Genomic DNA, 25,346 nt, shown 5'->3' with positions numbered 1-25,346 from the left:
AAACGCCCCTGCATATGCCTCTTCCCCTGTACGCGCCCGTCGATCGGACCGCCTGATGGGTTCTGGCTATCAGAGGTTGCGCGGTCGAAACCTTAGAAAGGCCTCATACTGGCAAAGGTATAAGATCGAGCATCATACCCGTGCCCCGCACCGTGCGAACCTGCACTTCGGGGGCGGCCTGCGCCAACCTTTTGCGCAAGGAGGACAGCACCACGTCGAGCGCATTATCCGTCACCGCCGCATCGCCCCAGACCGCATCCATCAGCGCCCGGCGCGTCACCACCCCGCCGCGCGCGCGCAGCAATTGCGCCAGCACGAGAATGCCCTTGGGCTCAAGATCCAGCCTTTGCCCCGCCCATCGCGCCTCACCCGCCAGCGGGTCCACCTCCAGCGCGCCCAGCACCAGCGGATCGGGGCGGCGCTGGGCCGCATGGCGCACCATCACCCGCACGCGGGCCAGCAATTCGGCAAAGGCAAAGGGCTTGGCCAGATAGTCATCCGCCCCGGCCGCAAAGCCATCGAGCCGATCATCCAGCCCGCCCCGCGCGGTCAGCATCAGCACCGGCAGGCGATGACCATTGTCCCGCAAGGCCCGGCACACCTCCAACCCATCGCCATCGGGCAGGCCAAGATCCAGTACCACCGCCTCCACCCCGCCCTGCGTCACCAGCGGGCCGACCTCCGCCCCCCGCCGCAGCCAGCGCGCATTCAAACCAACGGCGGCAAGCCCCTGCGCCAGTGTACGGCCGATGGTCACATCATCCTCAACGATCAGGATCATCACGCCTCCTCCAAAGGCAGCATCAGCACGATGCGCGCCCCGCCCGTGGCCCGGTTTTCCGCACGGATCGTCCCGCCGTGCTGATCGGCCACCCATCGCGCAAGGGCAAGGCCCAGCCCGGTGCCGCCGCGATGGCGCCCTTCCTCGCTTTGATAATAGGCCTCGAAGATCAGCGGCAGGTCGGCCTCGCCCATGCCGGGACCGTGGTCGGCGATGGACAGGATGGCGTAGGCATGATCGCGGATCAGCGTGATCTCCAGCGCCGCGCCAGGGTCGGAGATTTTCAGCCCATTGTCGATGATCGCCAGCAAGGCCTGACCCAGCCAGCGCCCATCGGCGCGCACATGCACCGAATCGGCGGGCGGATCATAGACCAGTTCGACCTCGACCAGCCGCGCGAAAGGCCCCGCCGCCGAAAGCGCCCCGGCCACGATCTCGCGCAGGTCGTAAGGGGCCGGGGCAAGCACCGGCCTACCCTCCTGCGCACTGGCAAGGCTGAGCATTTCGTCGATGCGGTGCGAGAGGAATTGCGCCTGTGCCACCACATCATGCAGCGCGGCCGCCTGATCGCCCCCGGCGCTCAGCGTCACCTCGGCCAGCGAACGCATGGCGGCAACCGGAGTGCGCAATTCATGGCTGGCTTTGGCAAAGAACAGGCGGCGCGAGCGGTCGACCGCCTGCAATTGCGCGCTGCGGGCGGCCACTTCGCGCTCCAGCGCGCGATTGGCCCAGACCAGACGCCAAAGCCCCGTCCCAGCCGAGACCAGCGCCAAAAGCGTGAGCATCCCGCCCAGCAGCAGCATCCGGTTGCGGCTGTGATCGAGCGCCGCGCGGGCGGCGGCGACCTCGGCGCGCTCGCCCGCCATCATCGTGGCCAACAAGGCCTCGCGCCGGGCGGTGTCGACCATCGTGGGCAGGCGGTTGATGCGGGCCAGTTCGTCGCTATGCGCGGGCGAACCCAGCGCGCTTTCCTGCGCCACCAGGGCGCGATATTCGGCCAGACGCGGTGGGAATTGGGACAGAGGCTGGCCCGAAAGGCCCGCGATCAGTCCGGCCTGGCGTTCGGCCAGCAGGGCGATTTCAAATTGCCGCGCCGCGCTGTGCAGGCTGAACACAAAGCCCGCCATCAAAGCCGCCAGCGCCGCCGCCATCACCAGCCATCCGGCAAAACCGCGCGCGATGGGCATGGGAATGGGTTCGGGCATGGCTGAGGGGTTCTCATGGCGCGCGGGCGCCCGCAAGCCCCCTTGTGCCCCCCATTGTGCCAAAGTCCCATTCGCCAGAGATGGGGCGGGCGTGGCATAAAGGCGCGATGACCAGCATGCGCCAGATCCCGATCACCCCCGCCGCCCATGCCGCACTGGACCAGTTGCGCGCGCGCCATGGGCGGCTGGTGCTGCATGTGACGGGGGGCTGCTGCGATGCAGGCACGCCGCTTTGCCTTGCCGAGGGAGACATCATCCTTGGCCAGCGCGATCAGTTGCAGGGGGTGTGCGACGGGGTGCCGCTCTACCGGATGAGCGACGAGGCGGAGCAATGCCCGGTGTCGCTGGAGCTGGACGTGGAGCCGGGCCGGGCGGTAGGCTTTTCGCTCGATATCGGCGACGGGACGCGGTTTGTGCTGAGAGGCTAATCCCGCGCAGCGGCTTCAAAAGCCCCCGAGCGCCACCCTGCGAACCCATACGCAACCCCAGTAACGGGATTGCAAAGGGCCCCCGCCCTTTGCCCGCCGGAGGCCCCCCTAAACCCTTATTCTTCACCCATCCGCAAGGCCGCGATAAACGCCTCCTGCGGGATCTGGACGTTGCCATACTCGCGCATCCGGGCCTTGCCCTTCTTCTGCTTGTCCAGCAGCTTCTTCTTGCGGCTGATGTCGCCGCCATAGCACTTGGCGGTCACGTCCTTGCGCATGGCGGCGATGGTTTCGCGGGCAATGACCTTGCCGCCGATGGCCGCCTGAATCGGGATCTTGAACAGGTGGCGCGGGATCAGGTCTTTCAGACGCTCGCACATATGGCGCCCGCGCTCCTCAGCCACGCTGCGGTGGACGATCATCGAGAGCGCATCGACCGGCTCATTGTTGACGAGGATGCCCATCTTGACCAGATCGCCCTCACGCAGGCCGATCTGTTCATAGTCGAAGGACGCATAACCGCGCGAAATCGACTTCAACCGATCATAGAAATCGAACACCACTTCGTTGAGCGGCAGCTCGTAATTCACCTGAGCGCGCCCGCCGACATAGGTCAGGCCCGTCTGAATACCGCGACGGTCCTGACACAGCTTCAGGATGCTGCCCAGATATTCGTCGGGCGTGTAGATGGTCGCCTTGATCCACGGTTCGTCGATCTGTTCGATCCGGCTCGGATCGGGATAATCGGCGGGGTTGTGCAGCATGATCTCGCCCGCATCATCGGTGCGGCTGGCGCGCAACTGGATACGATAGACCACCGAGGGCGACGTGGTGATCAGGTCGAGGTCATATTCGCGGCTCAGGCGTTCCTGAATGATTTCAAGGTGCAACAGGCCCAAGAAACCACAGCGATAGCCAAAGCCTAGCGCGGCGGAGGTTTCCATCTCAAAGCTGAAGGAAGCATCGTTCAAACGCAGCTTGGCGATGCTCTCGCGCAGCTTTTCAAAGTCCGCCGCATCCACCGGGAACAGGCCGCAGAACACCACCGGCTGCACTTCCTTATAGCCCGGCAGAGCCTCGGTCGCGCCACCCTTGACCGTGGTGATCGTGTCACCGACCTTGGCCAGTTCGACTTCCTTGATCTGGGCGGTGACAAAGCCGATCTCGCCCGGCCCCAGTTCGGCCAGTTCTTCGCGCTTGGGCGTAAAACAGCCCACGCGGTCAATCAGATGCTCGGTGCCGCCCTGCATGAACTTGACGTTCAGGCCCTTGTTGATGACGCCGTCAATCACGCGCACCAGAATGACCACGCCCAGATAGGGGTCATACCAGCTATCGACCAGCATGGCCTTGAGCGGCTTGGAGCGGTCGCCCTTGGGCGCGGGGATCTTCTTGACCACCGCCTCAAGGATTTCCTCGATGCCGATGCCCGATTTTGCCGATGCCAGAACCGCCTCGCTGGCGTCCAGCCCGATCACTTCCTCGATCTCGGCCTTGACCTTTTCCGGCTCGGCGGCGGGCAGGTCGATCTTGTTGATGACGGGCACGATCTCGTGGTCATGCTCGATCGACTGATAGACGTTGGCCAGCGTCTGAGCTTCCACGCCCTGCGCCGCATCGACCACCAGCAGCGCGCCCTCGCAGGCCGCCAGCGACCGGCTGACCTCATAGGCAAAGTCCACATGCCCCGGCGTGTCCATCAGATTCAGCTCATAGACCTCGCCGTCATGCGCCTTGTAATTCAGGCGGACGGTCTGGGCCTTGATGGTGATCCCGCGCTCTTTCTCAATGTCCATATTGTCCAGCACCTGCGCACTCATCTCGCGCTCGGTCAGCCCGCCGGTGAACTGGATCAGCCGGTCGGCCAGCGTGCTTTTGCCATGGTCAATATGAGCAATAATGGAGAAATTGCGGATCTTGGACTGGTCGGTCATGAAATGTCTTTATCAAAAGGGCGCGGGCCAAAAGGGCGGTAAATCCCCACCCCACATAGAATCGCAGCCGTTAGCAGCACCGGCCCGCCCTGTCACGTTATGATGGTTGGCAAATCGCCTGCGCGATTTGCCCCGGCACCGGCCCTTTCACCCCACCTGTCGATAGGTCGGCGCCTCGCCATCGCGGTCCTGCGGGCCGAACAGGCTGGCGCGGGTGATCGCGCCGCTGCCGTCAAAGGCCACGGGTTCGGCAAAGACCACGCCCGTGCGGCCATAACGGCTCCAGCGAACCGTCGCCCCCACGCTCAGTTCATCGGACAGTTCGATCAGCATTTCCATGCCCATCGGCACATCCATCAGCCCTTCGAACATCGCGCCATTTTCCGAAATGTTGCGGATCGTGGCGGGATAGCGGCGGCCCTGCGCCTCCATCATCACCTTGCGCAGCATCGTGCGGCGCGGCGCGCGGGCCGAGCGCGGCCCCCTCGCCTCGATAATGCCGCCCTCGCTCAACCGCATGTCGGCCTCGTCGCGCGGCAGGGGTTTGGAGAAGATATAGCCCTGCACATGGCTGCAACCCAGCTCGCGCACCAGATCGAGTTCGTCGAGCGTCTCGACGCCTTCCGCCGTCGTTTCCATACCCAGCGCATCGGCAAGGCTGACGATCGAGGCTATGATCGCGCCATTGCGGCTACCCGGCATAGTGGCGCCGCGCACAAAGCTCTGGTCGATCTTGATCTTGTCGAAAGGCGCCTTTTTCAGATAGCCCAGCGAGGAATAGCCGGTGCCGAAATCATCGAGCGCCAGACGCACGCCGATCCGCTTGAGCGCGGTGAACATCGCGTCCGTGTTGGCGCTGTCGTTCAAAAACACGCTTTCGGTGATTTCCAGTTCCAGCCGCGCGGGATCGACCCCCGCCGAGGCCAGCGCATTCGTGATGATCGTGGGCAGCGCCGGATTTGCAAATTGCAAAGGCGAGACATTGACCGCCACCCGCACATGGTCGGGCCAGCGCGCCAGATCATGGCAGGCCGTGCGCAATGCCCATTCGCCGATCTGGGTGATGAGGCCGGTATCCTCGGCCACCTCAACAAATTTGGCGGGCGAGAGGCGCCCCATCGTCGGATGGTTCCAACGCAGCAGCGCCTCAAAACCGGTGATCTTTTGCTGGCTCAACGCCACCGAGGGCTGATAATACAGCTCCAGCCCGCCATGCGCGAGGGCGTCGCGCAGGTCATGCTCAAGCTGGCGGCGCTCCTCGGCGTCGGAATGCAGTTCCTCGTCATAGAAGTGATAGACCCCGCGCCCGCGATCCTTGGCGGCATAAAGCGCAAGGTCGGCATTGCGGATGATCGCTTCGCTGGTCACGCCATCGTCGGGGGCCATGGCGATGCCGATGCTGGCCCCGATCACCACGCGCGCGCCGTCGATGGAATAGGGCTGCGACAGATTCTCGATAATGCTGGTGGCCAGCGTGGCCAGTTTATCGCGCGCGATGCGCCCCGGCAGGATGACCTTGAATTCATCCCCGCCCAAACGGCCCACACGGCCCATCTCGCCCACGGTGCGCTGCAAACGCTGCGACACCTGTTTGAGCAGCGCATCGCCCGCCGGATGGCCCATCGTATCGTTGACCTGCTTGAACCGGTCGAGATCGAGCAGGAACACCGCACAATCACGATGGTCCACCTTGGGCGCCGACAGGATCTTTTCCAGCGTCTGGCTCATCTGGAACCGGTTGGCCAATCCGGTCAACGAATCAAAATGGGCAAGGCGCGTGGCATGCTGCTCGCTGCGCCGCTTTTCGGTCAGATCGCTGCCCGCGCCCCGGAAACCCAGGAAATTGTTGAAAGCGTCATAGACCGGGCGACCATTGACCGCCCACCATTGCTCATCCCCATCCTTGGCCGCGCGCAGCGCCAGATCGGTAAAGCCCGAACGCGCGTTGAGATGGAACAGCAAGGTGCGCTCGCCCACCTGCTCCTGCTCCTGCATCACGAACAGGTCGGTCAGCGGGCGGCCGATCAGATCACCCTCCTCGCGGCCCAGCAAGGCGATGATATTGGGCGACACATAGGTCAGCGCCCCCTTGCGGTCGGTTTCCCAGAACCAGCCCTGCCCGGTCTTTTCAAATTCGTTCAGCAATTCCTCGGCGCGCATCTGGGCATGGCGCATTTCGCGCTGTTCGGCCTGTCCGGCGCGGTCGATGGCCAATTGGCGCAGCGCCGCCACCAGCCCGATCGCCCCGCCCAACACCAGCGTCACCAGGGTGTAGACCGAGCCCAAAGCCAGCGCGATAGGGGTCCACAGCGCCAGCTTGGCCGCCACCATCGTGAACAGCCGCCCCGACAACGTGACCGCCATCACCAGCCCCACCACCAGCAAAGCGCCGACCAGCAGGACCGGCTCGTCCATCATCCCCGATTTGATCCACAGCGCCATGCCGCCGCCGTAAAGCAGCATAGGCACGACCACCCCGGCCACCATCGCGACCACGCGCAGCCCCAGCGGCCGGCGACTGGTGCGTTCAAACGAAACGAACAGGCGCGCGGCCGCCACCATCGCCACCGCCGCGCCCAGCAGGCCCAGCACCACCGGCCCCGGCATCCGAAACTGATTGAGCCACAGCATCATGGCCGCGATGCCCATCGCAATCGCGGTCATCGGCCAGCCTTCGGAAATCAGGAAATAGCCCAGATAGGGCTCGCTCTCGCGGCGCACCGGATCGCTTTTACGGCGCAGATGCGTGATATCGACCGGGCTCGACTCAGGCTCCGGCGGCGGGCTGGCACGGCGGCGCTCCATCGCGGGGGCGGGCGCTGGCGTTTCGGCTTTTCGCAGCAGGGCTTGCGCCCGATTGGACTTGGTCACGCCTGATTTGCCCCTGTGGGAATTGGTGAAGTCATGCAACCTGGACTGCCCGAAATGCTTTTAAATCGCGTTAAGGACATCTGCGGAGCCGCGCGCGCATCCGGGCTTGCAACCGGGGGCAAACAGGTATGTGATAAGAATCAACGCGAGAACGCCCGAAACCAACCGGGCCCGCGCGAGAGGAAGCACCAGATAGGGAGAGCGTCAGACTCATGCTGCATCTTGCCATCATCGGTTCCGGCCCCGCCGGATATTACACCGCCGAAGCCGCGCTCAAGCGCTGGGGCGAGGAGGTGCATGTCGATATCTTCGATCTTCAGCCGGTGCCCTTTGGCCTGATTCGCAGCGGGGTGGCCCCCGATCACCAATCGATCAAGGGCGTTTCCAAACGCTATGATGCGGTGGCGCAGGCCCCCAATGTGCGCTTTGTCGGCAAGGTGGCCGTGGGGCGCGATATCTCGATTGCCGAATTGCAGGAATTGTATGACGCGGTGGTGCTGGCCACGGGCGCGCCATCGGATCGCACTCTGGATATTCCCGGCAGCGATTTGGGCAATGTGTTCGGCAGCGCGGCCTTTGTCGGCTGGTATAATGGTCATCCCCATTTTGCCGATCTGGCCCCCGATTTTGCCGGAGCGCATGCGGTGGTGATCGGCAACGGCAATGTCGCGCTCGATATTGCGCGGATTCTGGCCAAGGTGCCGCAGGAGTTTGAAGGGGCCGATATTGTCGCCCATGCGCTCGATGCCTTGAAGGGTTCGGGCATCGCCTCAGTGACGATTCTTGGCCGACGCGGCCCGCATCAGATCGCGATGACTCCCAAGGAACTGGGCGAGTTGGGCAGTCTGGAACGCGCCCGCCCGCGCGTTGATCCAGCCGATCTGCCGCCCGAGGCCGAGGATGCCGCGCTCGATCCGGGCATGCGCAAATCGATCCAGCATCTGCGCGCCTTTGCCGTCGATGCGCCCTCGGACAAGCCGTTTACCATCGACTTCGACTTCTTCGCCGCCCCGCGCGCGCTGGTTGGAGATGGTACGGTGCGGGCGATAGAGGTCGAACGCACCGCTCTGGTCGATGGCCGCGCGGTGGGCACGGGCGAGACCTATCAGGTCCCCGCCGATCTGGTGATCTCGGCCATCGGCTATCGCACCAACCCCATCGAGGGCGTGCCCTATGACACCGCCGCCGGGCGATTCGCCAATGAGGAAGGGCGTATCCTGCCCGGCCTTTACTGCGTGGGCTGGGCACGGCGCGGGCCATCGGGCACGATCGGCACCAACCGGCCCGATGGCTTCGCCATCATCGACCGCATCGCAGAGGACTTCCCCGCCCCCGGCAACAAGCAGGGCCGCGCCGGATTTGAGGCTCTGGCCACCGCGCGCGGGGTCGATTTCGTTACTTTCCGCGATTGGCGAAAGATTGATGAAGCCGAAGTAGCCCGCGCCCGCGATGGCGCCCCGCGTGAGAAATTCGTGGCCTTCGATCAAATGCTTGCTGCTGCTGGTAAGCATTAAAAGCTTGTTAGCTTAACTCTGAATTAGTCATTTCCACTTAACTCTGAAGTCAGCAGAGATGAGGGGAGTGACAAATTGCCGGTCGATCCAAAACGGAATTTGTCAGGCCGCTCTGCGCGCGGGCGATGGCGCGTCCTGCGTCGTCGCCTGTTTTCCCCTTTCACCGCCGCCGTGCCGCCCCGTGTGGCCGGCGCGATGGTGCGGCTGCAATATCAGCGCGTCAGTGCCCACCTGCCATGGCTGTGCCTGTTGCTGGGCATTCATTCGCTGGCCACGGCGCTGGCGCTGCGCGGCAATTTGCCGCTGTGGCAGCAATGGGGCCCCGCTGGCCTGATTGCTGCCATCTGCCTCTATGTCCTAATCCGCAACCGCCGCCGCAATCGTAACCCCGGCCCCATCCCGCGCGCCCAGATCTATCGCCACCTGCGCCGCGCCAGCATGATGAGCGCGCCGGTCGGGCTGATCGCCGGAATATGGGCCGCCAATGCCTTTACCCATGCCTCGCACCAATATTGCATGGTCGCGCCGGTTTTCATCGCCATTGCCGCGCTGACCAGCGCCTCATGCCTGTTGGGCGTGCCGCGCGCGGCCATAGCCGGGATGGTGGGCGCGGTTGCCCCGATTGCGCTGAAACTGGCGCTCTATGATTCGCTGGGTATGCGCGCGCTGGCGCTGATGCTGGTGCTGATGACGGCGATGCAAATCCATGTCGTGCTGGCTAAATTCAACGAAACGCTGGCCATGCTGACCCTCCAGCATCAGGCGATCCGCGCCTCGCTGACCGATCCGCTGACCGGGCTGGACAACCGGCTGGCCTTTATGCGCATGCTGGAGGACAGGCTGCACCGCGACCGGCCGATGATGCTGGTGCTGGCCGATCTGGACGGGCTGAAACAGGCCAATGACACCCACGGCCATCTGGCGGGCGACGCCATTCTGGCCGAAGTGGCCCACCGGATGCAGCGCCTCGGCGCGCGCGCGCTCTGTGTGGCCCGGCTGGGCGGCGACGAATTCGCCATGCTCTACGACATCTCGCGCGGCCAGCAACTCGCGCTGGGCGAAATCGCGGCGGTGCGCGCGGGCCTCTCACTGCCCATCGTGTGGAACGGCATCATCGTGCCCATCGGCGCCAGCTTCGGCACCGCCATCGCCCCCCTCGAAGGCGCCGATGCCGCCGCCCTCATCCAATCCGCCGACTGCCGCCTCTATGCCGACAAGGCCGCCCGCAAGAGCGTTGCCCCGCGTATGGTGGCGCAGCGGGTTTGGCGGTTTTAGGTTTTTTTTGGGGGTGGGGCTTTATGCCTCCGGCGGGCAAAGGGCGGGGGCCCTTTGCAATCCCATTACTGCCATGGTCGCGTGATAAATTCGGCCTTGAGTACCGGACGCGCCGTTTGATATTGAAAGCCTGCGGCGCTCAATAGAACAACGCGTCCGCGCCGCAGGCTTTACAACCTGCCTCGCGCATCAGCCTTACTTGCCGATAGAGCGCAACCCAGTATCGGGATTGCAAAGGGGCCCCGCCCTTTGCCCGCCGGAGGCATCAAAACCCCAAAACAAAAAGAGGCGGGAAAGCCCAAAGCCTCCCCGCCCCTTCTGTTCAATTACCTGAACCCATCACACCCGCATCGGCATCAGCACGTAGAGCGCAGGGCTCTTGTCGCTCTGACGGATCAGGGTCGGCGCACCGGCATCGGCCAGATGGAGTTCGACATTGTCGCCATCGATCTGGTTCAGGATGTCTTTCAGATAGGTCGCGTTAAAACCGATCTCAAAGCCGGTCGAACCGTAATCGGCGGGCAGTTCTTCGGCCGCCGTGCCATTGTCGGGCGAGGTTACGGACAGCGTCACACGGTCGGTTTCCAGCGCCATTTTCACCGCGCGGGTCTTTTCCGTGGCGATGGTGGCCACGCGGTCCACCGCTTCATAGAAGCTCTTGGGGTCCAGACGCAGCAGCTTGTCATTGCCGGTCGGGATCACGCGGTTGTAATCGGGGAAGGTGCCGTCGATCAGCTTGCTGGTCAGCACCACGCCCTCTTCGCCACCCAGCGAGAAGCGGATCTTGCTGGCCGACAGGTCGATGCTGACGTTGCTGTCGCCATGTTCGTCAAGCAGCTTGCGCAATTCGCCCACGCATTTGCGCGGCACGATCACGTCGGGCATGCCATCCGCGCCTTCCGGCTTGGCCAGCGTGAAGCGCGCCAGACGGTGGCCGTCGGTGGCGGCCGCCTTCAGCTCTTCCTCGGAGACATGGAGGAAGATGCCGTTGAGATAGTACCGCGTTTCCTCGGTGCTGATGGCAAAGCGAGTGCGGTCGATCAGCTGCGCCAGCGTGGCGGCGGGCACCTCAAAGCTGGTGGGCAGATCGCCCTCGATAATCACGGGGAAATCGTCGCGCGGCAGAGTCGGCAGTTGGAACCGGCTGCGCCCGGCCTTGATGACAAGGCGGTTCTCGGCGGTTTGCAGCGAAACCTGCGAGCCATCGGGCAGCTTGCGCGCGATGTCGAACAGCAGATGGGCCGAAACCGTGATCGCGCCGGGCGCCTCGACGCTGACGGCGGGCAGATGTTCGACAACCTGAAGATCAAGGTCGGTGGCCATCAAACGGACCGAACCGCTGCCGCTGGCCTCGATCAGAACGTTGGAAAGGATGGGGATGGTATTGCGCCGTTCCACCACCGATTGCACATGGCTCAAACAACGCAGCAAGGTCGCGCGTTCGATCGTGGCTTTCATGGCGTTTCTGTTCCCAAACTGTGTGGAGGCCCCCAGCGGCAATCGACAGCGGACCCCAAGCGTAAAACCGGCCCGAACCGGCGGGATAGCGCGGATACGACCAAACATCCGCCAATTCGGATCACCTTCCTAACGCACCATCGGCGCGCAGCAAGAGTTTCATAACGTCAGGGAAGCGATTCTGGGGATAAATCCGGGGGTTTCGCGCGATTGGCCCGTTTTGCCCTCCTGTTTCACGGCTTTGCGCCTGCTTCTGCCGCATCATACAGCCTGGCCGGCCCCATGGACAAAGCCATGGACACCAGCCGCCGCAACCGCCCCTGCGCCACCCGCGCCCGGACCAGCGGCCCGCCGATCCGCGCCTGCCCTTGCGCCATACGCTCGACCACCACCTCAACCGGGCAAGGCAGCCGCGTGACCGGATCGAGATAGCGCGGATAGAGGATCAGCGCGGCGGCCACCATTTCCTCAATGCTGCACACCCGCCCCCGGCGCGGCATGGGCGGCCCCAGATCACGCGTCAGCCCCCATCCGGCATAGAACGGCTGGCCATGGGTGATGACCTCCACCCCGCGCAACAGTGCCTCAAACCCGGCCAGCGAGGAAATGACATGGAGCGCATCGACCTGATCCAGCATACCCGCAATCGGAGCCTCACGCTCGATCCGGTCGGCATGGCGCAGGATTTCGGCATCGGGAATCGCGCCCTTGCGATGCCCCGCCTCAACATCGGGATGGGGCTTATAGATGATCTCAGCCCCCGACTCGGCCTGCCGCGCCCGCGCCAGCAAGGCCCGATTGTCGCACCCCGCCCCGCCCAGCAGCACCGCGCGATCATCCTCCACCTGCCCCGTCACCAACACCCGGCGGCGCGTTTTGGGCGGCAGCGCGGCGCCCACCATGCCCGCCCCATATTTGCTGATCCCTTCGGCAATCAGGCGGGCGCGCAGATCCGCCGCGCGGGCCAGCACATCAGGCGCAAATCCGCCCCGCGCCAGCATTGCCTCCAGCCCGTTTGCCCGCGCCGGATCGACATAGGAGCCCACCGGATCGACGATTACCGAGAGCGGCGGCACGCAATTCGCGCCAAGCCCGCTCGACCGGATAAAGCCGTCCTCGACCTCCCCCGGCATCACCCCGCGCGCCGCCAGATCGCGGCCCAACCCGCCCCCGCACCGCGCAACCCAAGCCAGCACGCGATCCCCGGCACGCAGGCCCGCGCTGGTCTGCCGATAGGGCGCCCCCGCCCCATCCCAGAGCAAGGCATCCAGCGTCTCACGCTTCCACCCGGCAATGCCGAAAATCGCGACGGTCCGGCGATTGTCCTCAATCATCCGCCGCCATCCGCCCAGCATCCGCGCCGCCGCGACAAAGCCCATCGGCGCGCCGGTAAACGGATCGTGCGGCGTGCCCTGCGCCATAATCTGCTGCGCGCGCCCCTCGCGCAATTGCTCCACCAACGCCTGCTCGGCCGGATCGCCCTGCCCGTTCCATGGATCACGCCCCGGCGCCCAGAACGCCCCCCCCACGCGCTCCTCCACCAAGGCGCGGGCGACCTCTTGCGGATCCTCATCAACCGCGCGTCCCGGCCTCACAAGATCGCCAGCGCGATGACGCGGAAACGGAGGAATGCGCAGGAAAGGCATCACGCGGGCGGCAATTTCACCGCATCGTCAATCGCTTGAATATCGCGCAAAAACGGCTCCAGATCATGCAGCGGCAGCGCGCAAGGCCCATCGCACTTGGCCTGCGCCGGATCGGGATGCGCCTCCAGAAACAGGCCCGCGATGCCCACCGCCATGCCCGCCCGCGCCAGAGCGCCCGCCTGAGAACCCCGCCCATCGGCGCTGTCGGCGCGGCCGCCGGGGCGCTGCAACGCATGGGTCACGTCAAAGACCACCGGGGCGTAATCCTTCATCAGGTCCATCCCCAACATATCGACCACCAGATTGTTGTAACCAAAGCACGACCCCCGCTCGCACAGCAGCACGCGCGCATTGCCAGCCTCCTCGCATTTGGCGATGATGTGGCGCATTTCATGGGGCGCGACGAATTGCGGCTTTTTCACGTTGACCACCGCCCCTGTGGCCGCAATCGCTTCAACCAGATCGCTCTGTCGCGCCAAAAAGGCGGGCAATTGCAGAATATCGGCCACCTGCGCCACCTGCTCCGCCTGATAAGGCTCATGCACATCGGTCAGCACCGGCACGCCGAACACCTGCCGCACCTCCTCCAGCATCCGCAGCCCCGCCTCCAGCCCCGGCCCGCGAAACGAACGCAGCGAAGATCGGTTGGCCTTGTCAAAACTGGCCTTGAACACATAGGGGATGCGCAGACGCCCGGTGACGGTGACGAAATGGTCGGCCACGCGCATCAGTTGATCGCGGTCCTCGATCACATTCATGCCCCCGATCAGCACAAAGGGCCGGTCATTGGCAAAGACGATGCTCTCATTCAGGCGTAGCTTGCCCGCCCCGCGTTTGAGGGTATCGGCGGCGAAGGTCTGGCTTTCTTGCGACATGCGATCTTTGTAACCGATGCGGTCCATCAGTCCATCGAACGCTGCGCCAAAATGGCCTCAATTGCCGGGACATCCTCCGGGTTGTTCAGCTCAATACAATCCCATTCGGGCGCATCATGGCTCTGCACGATCACCGGCGCGTCGCCTTCCAGAAAGCGCAATTGCTCCAGCCCCTCCAATGCCTCCAACGACGAAACCGGCTGGGCCGCATACCAGCGCAAAGCCTTGGGCCGATAGGCATAAAGCCCCAGATGCAGCCGCACCGCGCGATGCGGCGCCCCATCGCCATCGGGCACAAAGGGCAGCAAGCGCTTGGAAAAATAGAGCGCCCGCCCATCCTGCGCACAGACCGCCGTGGTGCCCCCCACGCGCCCGGCCGCCGCATCCCCGGCCAGATGAGCATAGGCCCCCGCACTGGCGCGAAAGGCGGCTGTCGCCATCGCCACATCGGGCCGCGCGGCCAAAGCCCGCACGAGATCGGGGATCAGCCCGGCAGGCGTCAAAGGCGCATCCCCCTGAAGATTGACGACCACATCGACCGGCGGCAAATGGGCCAGCGCCTCGGCGCATCGCTCTGTGCCATTGCGACAAGAGGGCGAGGTCATCACCACCTTTGCCCCAAACCCGCGCGCGGCCTCGGCAATCCGCGCATCGTCAGTGGCCACCCAGACGCCCACCAATCCGGGGGCGCTAACCCCCATCGCCGCGCGCCAGCTCCGCTCGATCAGCGACCTTGCCCGCCCCTGCCCCCCGCGCAGCATCGCCAGCGGCTTGCCCGGATAGCGCGTCGAGGCGAAGCGCGCCGGGATCACGATAGCAAATCGCGTCATGCCGGCTCCAACCCCATCGGCAGCAGATCATGCATATGCACAATGCCCAAAGGTGCTTCCCCGCTCTCCTGAGCCACGACAAAGGCGGCGGTGATCTTGGCCTCGTTCATCCATTTCAGCGCGTCGACCGCCACCATATCGGGGCACAGCGAGCGCGGATCGCGCGTCATCACCTCGCCCGCCGTCCTTCTGGCCAGAGCGCTGAAATGCCGCCGCAAATCGCCGTCCGAAATCACCCCCAGCAATCGCCCTGCCCGGTCCACCACCCCGGCCAGCCCATAGCGGCCATCGGAAATCACCGGCACCACATCGCGCATCGGCGCATCGGGCGGCACCAACGGCAAACCCGCCCGATGCATCACCTCGCCCACCGGCGTCAGCCTCTGACCAATCGCGCCGCCCGGATGCAGCGCGCGGATCTGTCCCCTGCTCACCCCCCGCGCCTCCATCACCGAGAGCGCCAGCGCATCGCCCAGCGCCAATTGCATCACCGTCGATGTAGTGGGCGCAAAACTGTCCTCGCAAGCCTCTGGCCTGTCGGGCAGCAGCAGCAGCACATCGGCCATATCGCCCACCATCGAGCGCGAGCGCGCCACCATGCCGATGATCGCCACCCCCAACGCCCGCGCATGGCGCAGCACCGGCGCCAATTCCGCCGTATTGCCCGAATTGGACAGCACCAGCAGCACATCGCCCGCCATCATCATGCCCAGATCGCCATGCGACGCCTCCGCCGGATGCAGAAACAGCGCCGCCGTGCCCGTGGCGGAAAAGGAGGCGGCGATCTTGCGCCCGATATGCCCCGATTTGCCCATGCCCGACACCACCAGCCGCCGCCGCGCGCCCGCAATCATCCAGCAGGCCCGCGCGAAACTGTCATCCAGCCCATCGCCCAAATGGCGCAGCGCCTCAGCCTCATGCGCGATGATGGCGCGGCCCCGGCCCCGGATCGTGGCGATCTGCGCCGGGCTGGGCATAGCGGCAGTGAGAGCGGGGTAATTCATGCGATCCGGCAACCCTTTGGGCGGCATCCGGCCCATGGTGAGGCCGGGGGCGAACGGTTTATGTTCGCCCTTCAGATCTATGTGTTTACTCTAAGAGCGGCTGGGCGACGAGCCAAAGCGCATCGCTTTCCCAGCTAATCTCCTCCAAACCGGCAGCTTTTGCGCAGGCGCCCGGCGGCACCGTTTCACCCTTGACCATGACCAGCCCCGAAATCGGAACCACCAGCATCGGCCCTTGCGGATAGCGCGCCAAAAGGTCCTGTTCGGCCACGCCATTGACCCGGTCCAGCCGGAAATAGGGCCCGTCCACCAGCGCCACCGTGCCCGTTTCGGGCAGGCGTTGATGCCAGCGCGCCAGATCGTAAACCTCGCCCAGCGAGACCGCCAGGCCTTCGTCCAGATGCAATTCGCGCGGGCGGCCATAATCGAACAGGCGATAGGTGATGTCGCTGTTCTGCTGGATCTCGATCACGCTGACGCCTGCGCCGATGGCATGGACGGTGTTGGCCGGAATATAGAAGAAGTCGCCCGGGGAGACCTTATGCCAGACCAGCATATCCTCGATCCGGCCATCCAGCGCGGCGGCGCGCAAGGTTTCGGTGTCGACCGTGCGGTCAAATCCGATGCCTAGGCGCGCGTCCTGCTCGGCGGCGATCACCAGCCAGCATTCCTCTTTGCCCTGACGACCAAGACCCTTGGCCATCGTCTGGCGGTCGCTGGGGTGAACCTGAACCGAAAGCTTGTCACTGGTGAAGATATATTTCACCAGAAGTTCAGGCAGTTGCGTAGGCGGTTCGAACCAGATTTCGCCGATGCGCGCCCCTTCAGGCGCGACAAAGGGGCGCGGCAGAACTTCGCAGCCCCAAGGCTTTTCCACCTGTCTGATGGGCAGCAGAATCTCGCTCAAAACCGCCTCCTGCGTCATGATCCGCCGATTACTGATTCACCGCGCCCAGCAATTTGCCGACCTTCTGCACGCCGGGCACGCTGGTCACCAGCACATCGCTGCCATCGACCACCACCATGACGCCTTCAAGGCCGACCACCGAAACCTTCGGCCCGTCGCTTTCCACCAGAACGTTGCGACAGCCGACAAGTTCCGCCTCGCCGATCACGCTGTTGCCCGCTTCGTCCTTCTCGCGCGCCTCCCACAGAGCGTGCCAGTTGCCGATGTCGGACCATGCCATATTGGCCGGAACCACAGCGGCGCGGTCGGTCTTTTCCATGACGGCATAGTCGATCGAATCGCTTTCCACCGCATTAAAGGCGGCGGCATCGGGATGGAAACGCTGACCATCGACGGTCCCGTTGGCCACCGCCTGCGCCACGCCTTCAAGAATGGCGGGGCGGTGAGTGCCCAGTTCCTTGAGGAAATCGCCCGCGCGCATCGCAAAGATCCCGCCGTTCCACGCATAGGAACCTTCGGCCAGAAATTCCATCGCGCGTTCCAGATGCGGCTTTTCGACAAAGCGGTCGACCTTGAAGCCATCCGCGCTGATCGCCTCGCCGCGCTTGACGTAACCAAATCCGGTTTCCGGCGCCGTTGCCGTAATGCCAAATGCGACAAGCCAACCTTCCTGCGCCAGACGCCCGGCGGCCTGCGCGGCGGTCACAAAACTGGTCGGATCACCGATATGGTGATCGCTGGGACAGACCAGCATCACATCATCGGGCGCCATGCGCAAAGCGGCCAGAGCAATCGCCGCTGCCGTGTTGCGCGCTGAAGGTTCCACCAGAATCCGCGCATCAGGAGCGCCGCCCAACTGGCTTTCAACATGATCGAGATGCTTGGTGCCGGTCACGATCATGGGCGCATCGAAAATGGCGCGATCGCTGGCCCGTGCAATGCCCTGTTCAAACAGGGTCACATTCCCCACGAGCGGCAGGAACGGCTTGGGCTTCACCGCACGGCTGCGCGGCCACAAACGGGTGCCACTACCGCCGCACAGAATAACCGGGGTAATCTTCTGCATGTTGCCCTTTCACCGCTGAATCACGAGAATTGAATTGGCGAGTGCCACAGCAGGGCACGTAAATCCACCCATATCGACCATGATCCCAGTTTATTGCATTTCGCACAGTGGCTCAAAACAAAATCCGGTTTTTGGCTGGAAGACGCCATTTCATACGAAAACGCAGAAGTCGGAAATACGCCCGTTTGCCGGGCTGTCCGGGGCGACAGACAGGGTAAAAATCGCGCTGAAATGCCTGCTGCAGGCGGGGAATACAGCATCGGGGCCGAGCCGCGAGCAATCGACGCAGCAAAATCGGAGAGTAAAAATTACCTTATAGGATATTATATTTTTATATGGACGCCAATTTGGCGCAATCCTTCTATCCCTCAGCCACGCTTGGGCCGCCCATCACACCCAAACATCATTAATTCCAATACGGAGGAGTTACTAATGGAAAAAGCGGAAAAGCAGCTCTATTTTCTGGATTTATAGCCAATAAACAAGCGCGTTACAAAAAGATCACCGTTAACTATTCCCCACAATGGGATGCCCATGTCAGACTCCGGCGTCTTTCGACTCAATGTGCAGGCAAGGCCAGCAAACTCTTTCGGGCGTAAAAGCGCGGTGGCGCTATTACCGCGCGCCCCTTTCATTCCGGCGGGGCGGCAGGACCACCAGATTGCCCGGCCAGCCGCCAAGGATGCTCGCCGTTTCCTGTTTTTACAGGGGCCGCCGGGCCCATTCTTCTACCAACTTGCTCAAACCCTTGCCAAAAACGGACAGGAAGTGCGTCGCATCAACCTGAATGGAGGTGACGAGCATGACTGGCCTGGCGCGATTATCGACGCCTCCGGGGCTCACCGCGCCACCAACTATCGCGGCACGCAGGGAGGGTGGCCGCTGTTCATTGACCACTATCTGCGCCGGTCGGGAATAACCGATCTGGTGCTGTTCGGCGATTGCCGCCCCATGCACATGGCGGCCCATCAGATGGCACGCCTTATCGGGGTGCGGGTACATGTGTTCGAAGAGGGCTATATCCGCCCCAACTGGCTGACGCTGGAGCGCGACGGGGTCAATGGCCACTCTCCCCTGCCGCGCCGCCCGCAGGATATTCTGGCCGCCGCGCGCAGTCTGCCCAGCCCTGCGCCCCTGCCGCCTATTGGCGCTTCATTGGGGCGACGGGTGCGCGATACATGGGGCTATTTCGGCCATATGGTGCTGGGCGCGATGGTCCTGCGCTATCCCTTCTACCGCTCGCACCGGCCCGGCTCGATCATGCTGGAAGGATTGGGCTGGGTCGCCAAATATCTGACACGCGGGCAACGGGCAGCACAAGCGCAGAGCGCGCTCAAGAAATTGCAGGGGCGTGATTATTTCCTCTTCCCCCTGCAATTGTCCTCGGATTATCAAATTCGCGTCCACTCCCCCTTCTCCTCGATGCGTCAGGCCGCCGACTATGTGCTGGCCAGCTTTGCCGCCCATGCCCCGCCCGAAACCAGCCTTGTCATCAAGGAACATCCGCTCGACGCCACGCTGGGCGGATGGGGCGCCTATGTGCGCGACCGGGCGCAGGCGCTGGGGCTGGGCGAGCGGCTGATCCATCTGGCGGGCGGCGATCTCAATACGCTGGCGCAAGGCGCGCGGGCGATGGTCGTGGTCAATTCCACCTCGGCCACCTTTGCGCTGGCGGGCGGCATCCCGGTCAAGGCGTTGGGCCGGGCGGTCTATGCCATCCCCGGCATCGTTGATGAGCAACCGCTGGCGCAATTCTGGACCGCCCCCACGCCGCCCGATGGCGTGATCTATGATGCTTTCTGCCGGGTGCTGCACCGCCACTGCCTGGTGCGCGGCGGATTGGCCAGCGAGTCCGCCACGCAGATCCTGATCGCCAATGCGGTGGAGCGGTTGATGGGGTGAGGTTTGCTTTGCCTCCGGCGGGTTAAGGGCGGGGGGCCCTTTGCAATCACGTTACTGTCGGCGTTTTGGTTTGTGGGTAGGGCGAACACGGAACCATTGCGGACATTGCGCATACCTGCAAAATCATAGCGATGAGCAAGCTCACCCTTCGATATAGGCATGATCCAAGCTTCTTTGATCGCAATTTGCCGCAAGACGATTTTGGCCGACTTTGGATTGCCGTGGAAACAGATCGCTTCTCTGGCAAAGGCGGATTCTGTGCGCAATGGCAAGACGTGCAGGAATTTGGAGAGGCCCTTGCAAGATTTCCCATCACCGAGGGGCAACCAGTCGTTGCGCAGTGGGGTTTCAATTTGCTGGAAAGCGATGATCTTATCATCCGATTGGAAATCGCGCCCGCCGATAGCAGGGGCAACCTTGCCGTGAGGTTTGAAGTCGCGGACGATGTTGAACCTCAGTATCGAGCGCGTGGCGCCTTCCTCACTAACTACCCTGAATTAGCGACTTTCCATCGCGACATAGGTCAGTTGATAAAGGGCGAGGTCGAGGAAGCCGTTTTGACCGGTATCTAAATCCGCCGCCATAGCACCACGCCGACAATACCGGGATTGCAAAGGGGCAAGTCCCCTTGCCCACCCGAAGCAAAACCCAAAACCCCTACCTCACCACCCCGGTGTTCACCAAAGCCCCCTGTACCGCGATGATCGGGCTGAACAACTGGCTGATTAGCTGGATCAGCTTGCCGGGCTGATTGGCGGCGGCATTGCCGATATAGAGGACGTCCTTGTCGCGCATGGCAAAACGTTGGGCGAGAAAGACGCTGCCGGGGTTCATCATGTTGATGTGGTAGACGGTGGGTACCTCCGCGCCTCCCGCCCCGCCGGCATCAAAGCGGAAGATGAACACCGCTTTGGCATCGCCCAGATTGGGATTGGGCCCACCCGCCGCCGACAGCGCCTCGGCCAGGCTGACCGAGGGGGCGGAAAAGGGCAATTGTTCGACCCGGCCCGCCGCGCCCAGAACGGCAAAGGTCTGCGGCTTTTTGATGATCTCGATCTGGTCGCCGGGGCGGATGCGCCAGTCGCGCGCCGCGCCCTGCATCGCTTCGGCAAGGCGGAATTCCTGCGCCTGCGCCCCGCGAGTCACCTGCACCGCCAGATCCTTGGCCTCGCCCCGATAGCCGCCCGAAAGCGCGATCACCTCGGGCAGGGTTTCGCGGTTGCTGGTCAGCACCAATCGCCCCGGCCGCGCCACTTCGCCGCCCAGAATGACGCTGTTGGTCACCGACTGGGCGATGCCCACCACCACCTGCGGATTTTGCGACAGGCCCTTGAGTGCCCCCCGAATCGCCCCGGCCAGTTGCGTCGATGTCATCCCACCCGCGCGCATCCGCCCTATAAAGGGCACAAAGATCTCGCCTCTATCGTCCACGCGCATCGCGGGCAGTCGCTCGGCCTGCGCCGCGCCATTAATGGTTGCGGCCGTCGGGCGCGTGCCGGCAAACAGGCTGACGCCTGCCTCATAGATCTGGATATCGAGCATATCGCCCGGCCCGATCATATCGGTGGGCGAGGCGGCGCCATCATCGCCCGCCGCCCCGGCCAGCACCGGCGCCACCGGCAGAGCGGCCTGCGAATCCACCGCGACGATGCGAAAGGACTTCCCCTCTTGACCCTTTTGCCCCTCTTGCCCCACCGCAGGGGCCATCACCTGCCGCCCGGTCGGCCCGCTGACCGGCAAGGTGGCGCAGGCGCCCAGCATCATGGGCAAGACCGCCACCAATTGCCTCACGCTCATCCTGTTCATGCCGACCTCAGATCCCGCGCGCAGCCCCTTGCCCCGCCCTTTGCGCATATCACCGGCCCGGCCCCCTCCGCACGAACAGTTGGCTCCAGATTACGGCGCAATACGGATGCATCCGCGATACTCAAGGCGGCGGAGCGGGGATAATCATCGCCCATCTGAAAACGAAAAGCCGGAGCCTATGGCCATCCCCACCAATCGCGCGATCGGCCGCATTTCCCATCTGGATGCCTTTCTGGCCGATCATGGCCGCGCGCTGGTCGGCTGGGGGCGCAAGCCTTCAGGGCGGCGGGCGGAAATGGCGGCGCGGCTGTTGCGGCGGCCCTTTGCCCTGCTGGAGGATGGGTTTCTGCGCTCGGTGGCGCGCCATGATCCGCCGCTCTCGCTGATCGTCGATGATCTTGGCTGTTACTACGACGCCTCGCGCCCCAGCCGGATCGAGATCGCCACCGCGCGCGGGGCCAACCCGGATCAGGCCCGCCGCGCGCGCGCGCTGATCGCGCAATGGCGCAGCAGCGGCCTGTCGAAATACAACCATGCGCGCGACTATGCCGGGGCCCTGCCTGAACGCTATGTTCTGGTGGCCGATCAATGCCATGGTGATCTGTCGGTGGCGATGGGGCTGGGCGATGCTGCGGATTTTGCCGCCATGGTGGAGGCTGCGCTGCGGAACTGGCCTGGCCATGATGTGCTGGTCAAGGTCCATCCCGATGCGCGCACCCATGGCAAGGCGGGATGTATTCCGGCGGCGGCGCTCGATCATCCGCACATCCGGGTGATCGACGATGGATGCCATCCGGTGCGGCTGATCCGGGGGGCTTCGGCGGTCTATACGGTCACTTCGCTGATCGGGTTTGAGGCGCTGCTGCATGGGCGGCCAGTGCATTGTTTCGGCATGCCTTTTTATGCCGGATGGGGGCTGACGCGGGACACCATGCCTGCCCCGGTGCGGCGCGGTGAGGCCGAAATCGAGGATCTGGTCCATGCCGCGATGGTCGAGGCGGCGCGCTATGTCGACCCGTGCGGCGGGGCAATCTGGCCGGTGGAGCGCGCGATTGACCATGCCTCCCGGGCGCGGACCCGCTGGCTTGGGGCATGAGCCGCCTGCCCTCCACCGACCTTTATTTTCGCAATGCCATGGCGCCATGGGTGCGCCCACGTTTCGGATGGGGCAAGAGGCCGATCCGGGCGGCAGGGGCCAATGCCTTTATCGCGGGCGATGCCTTCGTGCTGATCCGGCAGGACAGGCCGGAGGTGATGCGCATGGCGCTGAACTGGCGCGGGCCGATGGTCTATGTGATCGACGATGATGTCGCGGCGGGGGCGGTCTGTCCGCTGCTGCCCGATGCCTATCGGGCGCGGCTGGCGCGGTTCGAACAGGCGTTTCACCGCGATCTGCTGGCGCGGGCCGATATTGTGCTGGCCGCCTCGGATGTGCTGGCGCAAAGGTTGGCTCGGAATCGCGCCGGGCCGATCATGCGGATTGATCCGGCGTGGCGGCAACCCTTGGCCGATGGCGCGCATTTTGCCCCGCTGGCGCGCGGCGCGCCTTTACAGGTCGTGCAACTGGGCAGCGGCAGCCATCGCGGCGCTCTGGCGGCCATCGCGCCGATCATGCGCGATCTGCTCGACCAACATCAGGATCTGCGTTTCACCTATTTTGCACCCCGCACCATCGATCAGGGGCTGGAGCGCCACAGCCGCGCCCGTAGGATCGAACCGATGACATGGCCCGAATATCAACGCTGGATGGCGCGCAACCGGTTCCATCTTGCGCTTTACCCTCTGGCGCAGACCGCGTTCGACCGCGCGCGTTCGGCCAACAAGTTGATAGAACATGCAATCATGGGCGCGGTGGGGCTCTATCCGCAGGGCTGGCCCCCTGCAGAGGGGCGCGAGGGCGCGTTAATGGCGCCCGACCGGCCAGAGGAATGGGGTGAAACGATCACCCAATGCATCCATCGGCGCTATGAATTGCAATGGATAGCACAGAGTTTTAGCAAAAGCCTGCCTTGCGTCCAACGTTTTGCAGTGCAACAAGAGATGTGGCAAAGGATTTTACCCATCGAGCAATGGTGAATTTTTACAAAATCTTGTTTTATACGGCCCTGCGCCGACCCAAACTTGCCGCAGAGGCGCTTTATTGGCGTCTGACGGGTAAGAAAGCGCGCGCGCGAAATCGGCTGCGCGCCTGTCTGGAACAGGGCCCCAATGCCTATCGCGACTGGATCGCTCTGGTCGAACGGCGCCCTGAAATGCTGGCCAAGGCCGCGCAGGATTGGCCCGAATGGCCGGTGCGGCCGCGTATTTCGGTGCTGGTCTATCATGCGCCGGGCGAATCCACCGCCGATGTCGAACGCCGCATCGCCGCGCTTGAGGCGCAGACCTATGGCGAATGGGAAATGGTGCTGGCCCAATCGCGCGAGGCGATGCCCACCCGCACCCCGGTGGTGCCGCGCCTGACGCTGGTGCCCGGACGCACCGACAATCCGGCCAAGGCGCTGATGCAGGGCATAGAAGGCGCGACCGGCGACTATGTCCTGCCGCTGGGCGCCGATGTGCTGCTGGCGCCCGATGCGCTCTATCATCTGGCCAAGGCGGTGGTGGCCAATCCCGAAGCCGCCGCGCTCTATGGCGACGAGGACCGCATCAGCCGCAAGGGTCTGCGCAGCCATCCGTGGTTCAAACCGCGATGGAACCCGGACCTGTTTCTGGCGCATGATTATCTGTCAACGGCCTGTCTGATCCGGCGCGAGGATGCGCTGGCGACGCCGCCGATCCATCCCGCACTCTCGGCGGCGGGGCTTTATGCGATGCTGATCAACATCACCGCGCAGGCAGAGGTTGTCCATGTGCCCCGCGTGATCGCCCATCGTCAGGCGGTGGGCGCGCATGATCCCGATACGCTGGCCGCGCGGGCGGCGGCGGTGGCCCACCATGTCGCGCCGCTGGGCGCATCGACGCGGATCGGCGCGCATGGCACTGTGGCGGTCGACTGGCCGATGCCGGAAATGCAGCCGCTGGTCTCGATCATCATTCCCACCCGTGATCAGGTCCAGTTTTTGCGCAAATGCGTGACCGGGGTTCTGAACGGCACGCGGTATCGCAATATCGAAATCCTGATCATCGACAATGGCAGCGTCGAGGCCGAGACGCTGGACTATTTCGCGCGCGTTTCGGGCAATCCGCGCGTGCGCGTGATCCGGCAGGATGCGCCCTTCAACTGGTCCGCGCTCAACAATCTTGGCGCGCGCGAGGCGCGGGGCGAATATCTGTGCCTGCTCAATAATGATATTGAGATCATGGATGAAAACTGGCTCTCGACGATGGTGCGACAGGTGGTGCGGCGCGGTGTCGGGGCGGTGGGGGCAAAATTGCTCTATCCCGATGGCACGATCCAGCATGCCGGTGTGGTGATCGGGCTGGGTCAGGCGGCGGGCCATGCGCATCGGTTTCAGCGCAATGGCGATCCGGGCTATTTCGCCCGCGCCCATGTGCCCCATCGCGTATCGGCGGTTACGGGGGCCTGTATGCTGGTTGGTAAGGCGCTGTTCCATCAGGTCGGCGGGCTGGATGAAACGGGCTTTGCGGTGGCCTTCAACGATGTCGATCTGTGCCTCAAGCTTCAGGCAGCGGGCTATCACAACATCTATGAGCCGCGCGCAGTGCTGATCCATCACGAAAGCAAGAGCCGCGCGCGCGACACCCATGCCACGCAGGTCGAACGCTATCGGCGCGAGTTGGCCCTGCTGCAGGAGCGCTGGGGCACGGCAACCTATGTCGACCCCCTGCATCACCCCGCGCTGGACCCCACATCGGAAACTTATCGCATCGCGCTATAGGCCGT

Annotated in this window: 21 protein-coding genes; 9 read left to right on the top strand and 12 right to left on the bottom strand. The window is 64.0% G+C overall.

Annotated features, from left to right (window positions below; all coding sequences use genetic code 11):
• Positions 1–103: 103 nt before the first annotated feature.
• A complete protein-coding gene (locus GGR38_RS10255; RefSeq protein ID WP_183625168.1) occupies positions 104–781 on the bottom strand; it encodes a response regulator transcription factor in 678 nt (225 codons plus the stop codon).
• Positions 781–1,986 (bottom strand): sensor histidine kinase, encoded by a 1,206-nt coding sequence (locus tag GGR38_RS10250; protein WP_183625166.1) that lies wholly within the window; start codon positions 1,984–1,986, stop codon positions 781–783. Before GGR38_RS10250 ends, GGR38_RS10255 begins: the two co-directional genes overlap by 1 nt.
• Positions 1,987–2,093: 107 nt before the next feature.
• Between GGR38_RS10250 and GGR38_RS10245 the strand changes: the two genes are divergently transcribed.
• Complete coding sequence (locus GGR38_RS10245) at positions 2,094–2,414, top strand: DUF779 domain-containing protein (protein ID WP_183625164.1); 321 nt, start codon at positions 2,094–2,096, stop codon at positions 2,412–2,414.
• 116 nt (positions 2,415–2,530) lie between these two features.
• Here GGR38_RS10245 and lepA read toward each other — a convergent pair whose 3' ends face one another.
• Both lepA and GGR38_RS10235 read right to left on the bottom strand, forming a co-directional pair.
• Positions 2,531–4,348: a translation elongation factor 4 gene (lepA, locus tag GGR38_RS10240; RefSeq protein ID WP_168602342.1), complete on the bottom strand. Its 1,818-nt coding sequence runs from the start codon at positions 4,346–4,348 to the stop codon at positions 2,531–2,533.
• 147 nt (positions 4,349–4,495) lie between these two features.
• Positions 4,496–7,219 carry an EAL domain-containing protein gene (locus GGR38_RS10235; protein WP_343059065.1) on the bottom strand — a complete coding sequence of 908 codons (2,724 nt, stop codon included), beginning with the start codon at positions 7,217–7,219 and terminating at the stop codon, positions 4,496–4,498.
• 212 nt (positions 7,220–7,431) lie between these two features.
• On the opposite strand from GGR38_RS10235, the gene GGR38_RS10230 reads away from it, so the two are divergent.
• Positions 7,432–8,733 (top strand): FAD-dependent oxidoreductase, encoded by a 1,302-nt coding sequence (locus GGR38_RS10230; RefSeq protein WP_183625163.1) that lies wholly within the window; start codon positions 7,432–7,434, stop codon positions 8,731–8,733.
• 99 nt (positions 8,734–8,832) lie between these two features.
• On the top strand, positions 8,833–10,008 hold the full coding sequence (locus GGR38_RS24415) for a GGDEF domain-containing protein (protein WP_183625161.1): 1,176 nt from the start codon (positions 8,833–8,835) through the stop codon (positions 10,006–10,008).
• Between the two features lie 339 nt (positions 10,009–10,347).
• Here the strand turns inward: GGR38_RS24415 and dnaN are convergent, their stop codons facing one another.
• The 7 genes from dnaN to GGR38_RS10190 form a co-directional block, all read right to left on the bottom strand.
• Positions 10,348–11,466, bottom strand: coding sequence for a DNA polymerase III subunit beta (gene dnaN, locus GGR38_RS10220; RefSeq protein ID WP_183625159.1), 1,119 nt, complete (start codon positions 11,464–11,466; stop codon positions 10,348–10,350).
• Positions 11,467–11,699: 233 nt separating this feature from the next.
• Entirely contained in the window at positions 11,700–13,061 is a 1,362-nt protein-coding gene (locus GGR38_RS10215; protein WP_343059064.1) for a capsular polysaccharide export protein, LipB/KpsS family, read from the bottom strand.
• Positions 13,062–13,111: 50 nt separating this feature from the next.
• Positions 13,112–13,987 carry a 3-deoxy-8-phosphooctulonate synthase gene (gene kdsA / locus GGR38_RS10210; protein ID WP_183625155.1) on the bottom strand — a complete coding sequence of 292 codons (876 nt, stop codon included), beginning with the start codon at positions 13,985–13,987 and terminating at the stop codon, positions 13,112–13,114.
• Positions 13,988–14,013: 26 nt separating this feature from the next.
• Complete coding sequence (locus GGR38_RS10205) at positions 14,014–14,817, bottom strand: 3-deoxy-manno-octulosonate cytidylyltransferase (RefSeq protein WP_183625153.1); 804 nt, start codon at positions 14,815–14,817, stop codon at positions 14,014–14,016.
• Positions 14,814–15,821 (bottom strand): KpsF/GutQ family sugar-phosphate isomerase, encoded by a 1,008-nt coding sequence (locus GGR38_RS10200; RefSeq protein WP_246404464.1) that lies wholly within the window; start codon positions 15,819–15,821, stop codon positions 14,814–14,816. Before GGR38_RS10200 ends, GGR38_RS10205 begins: the two co-directional genes overlap by 4 nt.
• Positions 15,822–15,906: 85 nt before the next feature.
• Entirely contained in the window at positions 15,907–16,746 is an 840-nt protein-coding gene (locus GGR38_RS10195; RefSeq protein WP_183625151.1) for a class I mannose-6-phosphate isomerase, read from the bottom strand.
• 10 nt (positions 16,747–16,756) lie between these two features.
• Positions 16,757–17,794 (bottom strand): mannose-1-phosphate guanylyltransferase, encoded by a 1,038-nt coding sequence (locus tag GGR38_RS10190; RefSeq protein ID WP_183625149.1) that lies wholly within the window; start codon positions 17,792–17,794, stop codon positions 16,757–16,759.
• 93 nt (positions 17,795–17,887) lie between these two features.
• Between GGR38_RS10190 and GGR38_RS10185 the strand changes: the two genes are divergently transcribed.
• From GGR38_RS10185 to GGR38_RS10175, 3 genes are all read left to right on the top strand, one after another.
• Positions 17,888–18,268 (top strand): hypothetical protein, encoded by a 381-nt coding sequence (locus GGR38_RS10185; protein ID WP_183625146.1) that lies wholly within the window; start codon positions 17,888–17,890, stop codon positions 18,266–18,268.
• Positions 18,269–18,562: 294 nt separating this feature from the next.
• Complete coding sequence (locus GGR38_RS10180; RefSeq protein ID WP_343059063.1) at positions 18,563–19,696, top strand: capsule biosynthesis protein; 1,134 nt, start codon at positions 18,563–18,565, stop codon at positions 19,694–19,696.
• 131 nt (positions 19,697–19,827) lie between these two features.
• Complete coding sequence (locus GGR38_RS10175) at positions 19,828–20,268, top strand: hypothetical protein (protein WP_183625142.1); 441 nt, start codon at positions 19,828–19,830, stop codon at positions 20,266–20,268.
• Between the two features lie 85 nt (positions 20,269–20,353).
• On the opposite strand, the gene GGR38_RS10170 is transcribed toward GGR38_RS10175, so the two are convergent.
• The gene (locus GGR38_RS10170; RefSeq protein ID WP_246404462.1) at positions 20,354–21,502 is read right to left on the bottom strand and encodes a polysaccharide biosynthesis/export family protein; all 1,149 of its coding nucleotides are present in this window, start codon (positions 21,500–21,502) and stop codon (positions 20,354–20,356) included.
• Positions 21,503–21,680: 178 nt separating this feature from the next.
• On the opposite strand from GGR38_RS10170, the gene GGR38_RS10165 reads away from it, so the two are divergent.
• From GGR38_RS10165 to GGR38_RS10155, 3 genes are read left to right on the top strand one after another with little or no spacing between them, the layout of a single operon-like run.
• Positions 21,681–22,598 (top strand): capsular polysaccharide export protein, LipB/KpsS family, encoded by a 918-nt coding sequence (locus GGR38_RS10165; RefSeq protein WP_183625139.1) that lies wholly within the window; start codon positions 21,681–21,683, stop codon positions 22,596–22,598.
• The gene (locus GGR38_RS10160) at positions 22,595–23,578 is read left to right on the top strand and encodes a hypothetical protein (RefSeq protein ID WP_183625138.1); all 984 of its coding nucleotides are present in this window, start codon (positions 22,595–22,597) and stop codon (positions 23,576–23,578) included. Before GGR38_RS10165 ends, GGR38_RS10160 begins: the two co-directional genes overlap by 4 nt.
• Before the next feature lie 14 nt (positions 23,579–23,592).
• Positions 23,593–25,341: a glycosyltransferase family 2 protein gene (locus tag GGR38_RS10155; protein WP_183625136.1), complete on the top strand. Its 1,749-nt coding sequence runs from the start codon at positions 23,593–23,595 to the stop codon at positions 25,339–25,341.
• Positions 25,342–25,346: the final 5 nt, after the last annotated feature.

It is taken from the genome of Novosphingobium sediminicola, assembly GCF_014196525.1.
GTDB classification, from domain to species: Bacteria; Pseudomonadota; Alphaproteobacteria; order Sphingomonadales; family Sphingomonadaceae; genus Novosphingobium; species Novosphingobium sediminicola.
Note: the sequence above shows the minus strand (reverse complement) of the source record. Positions and strands in the feature narration are given on the sequence as shown.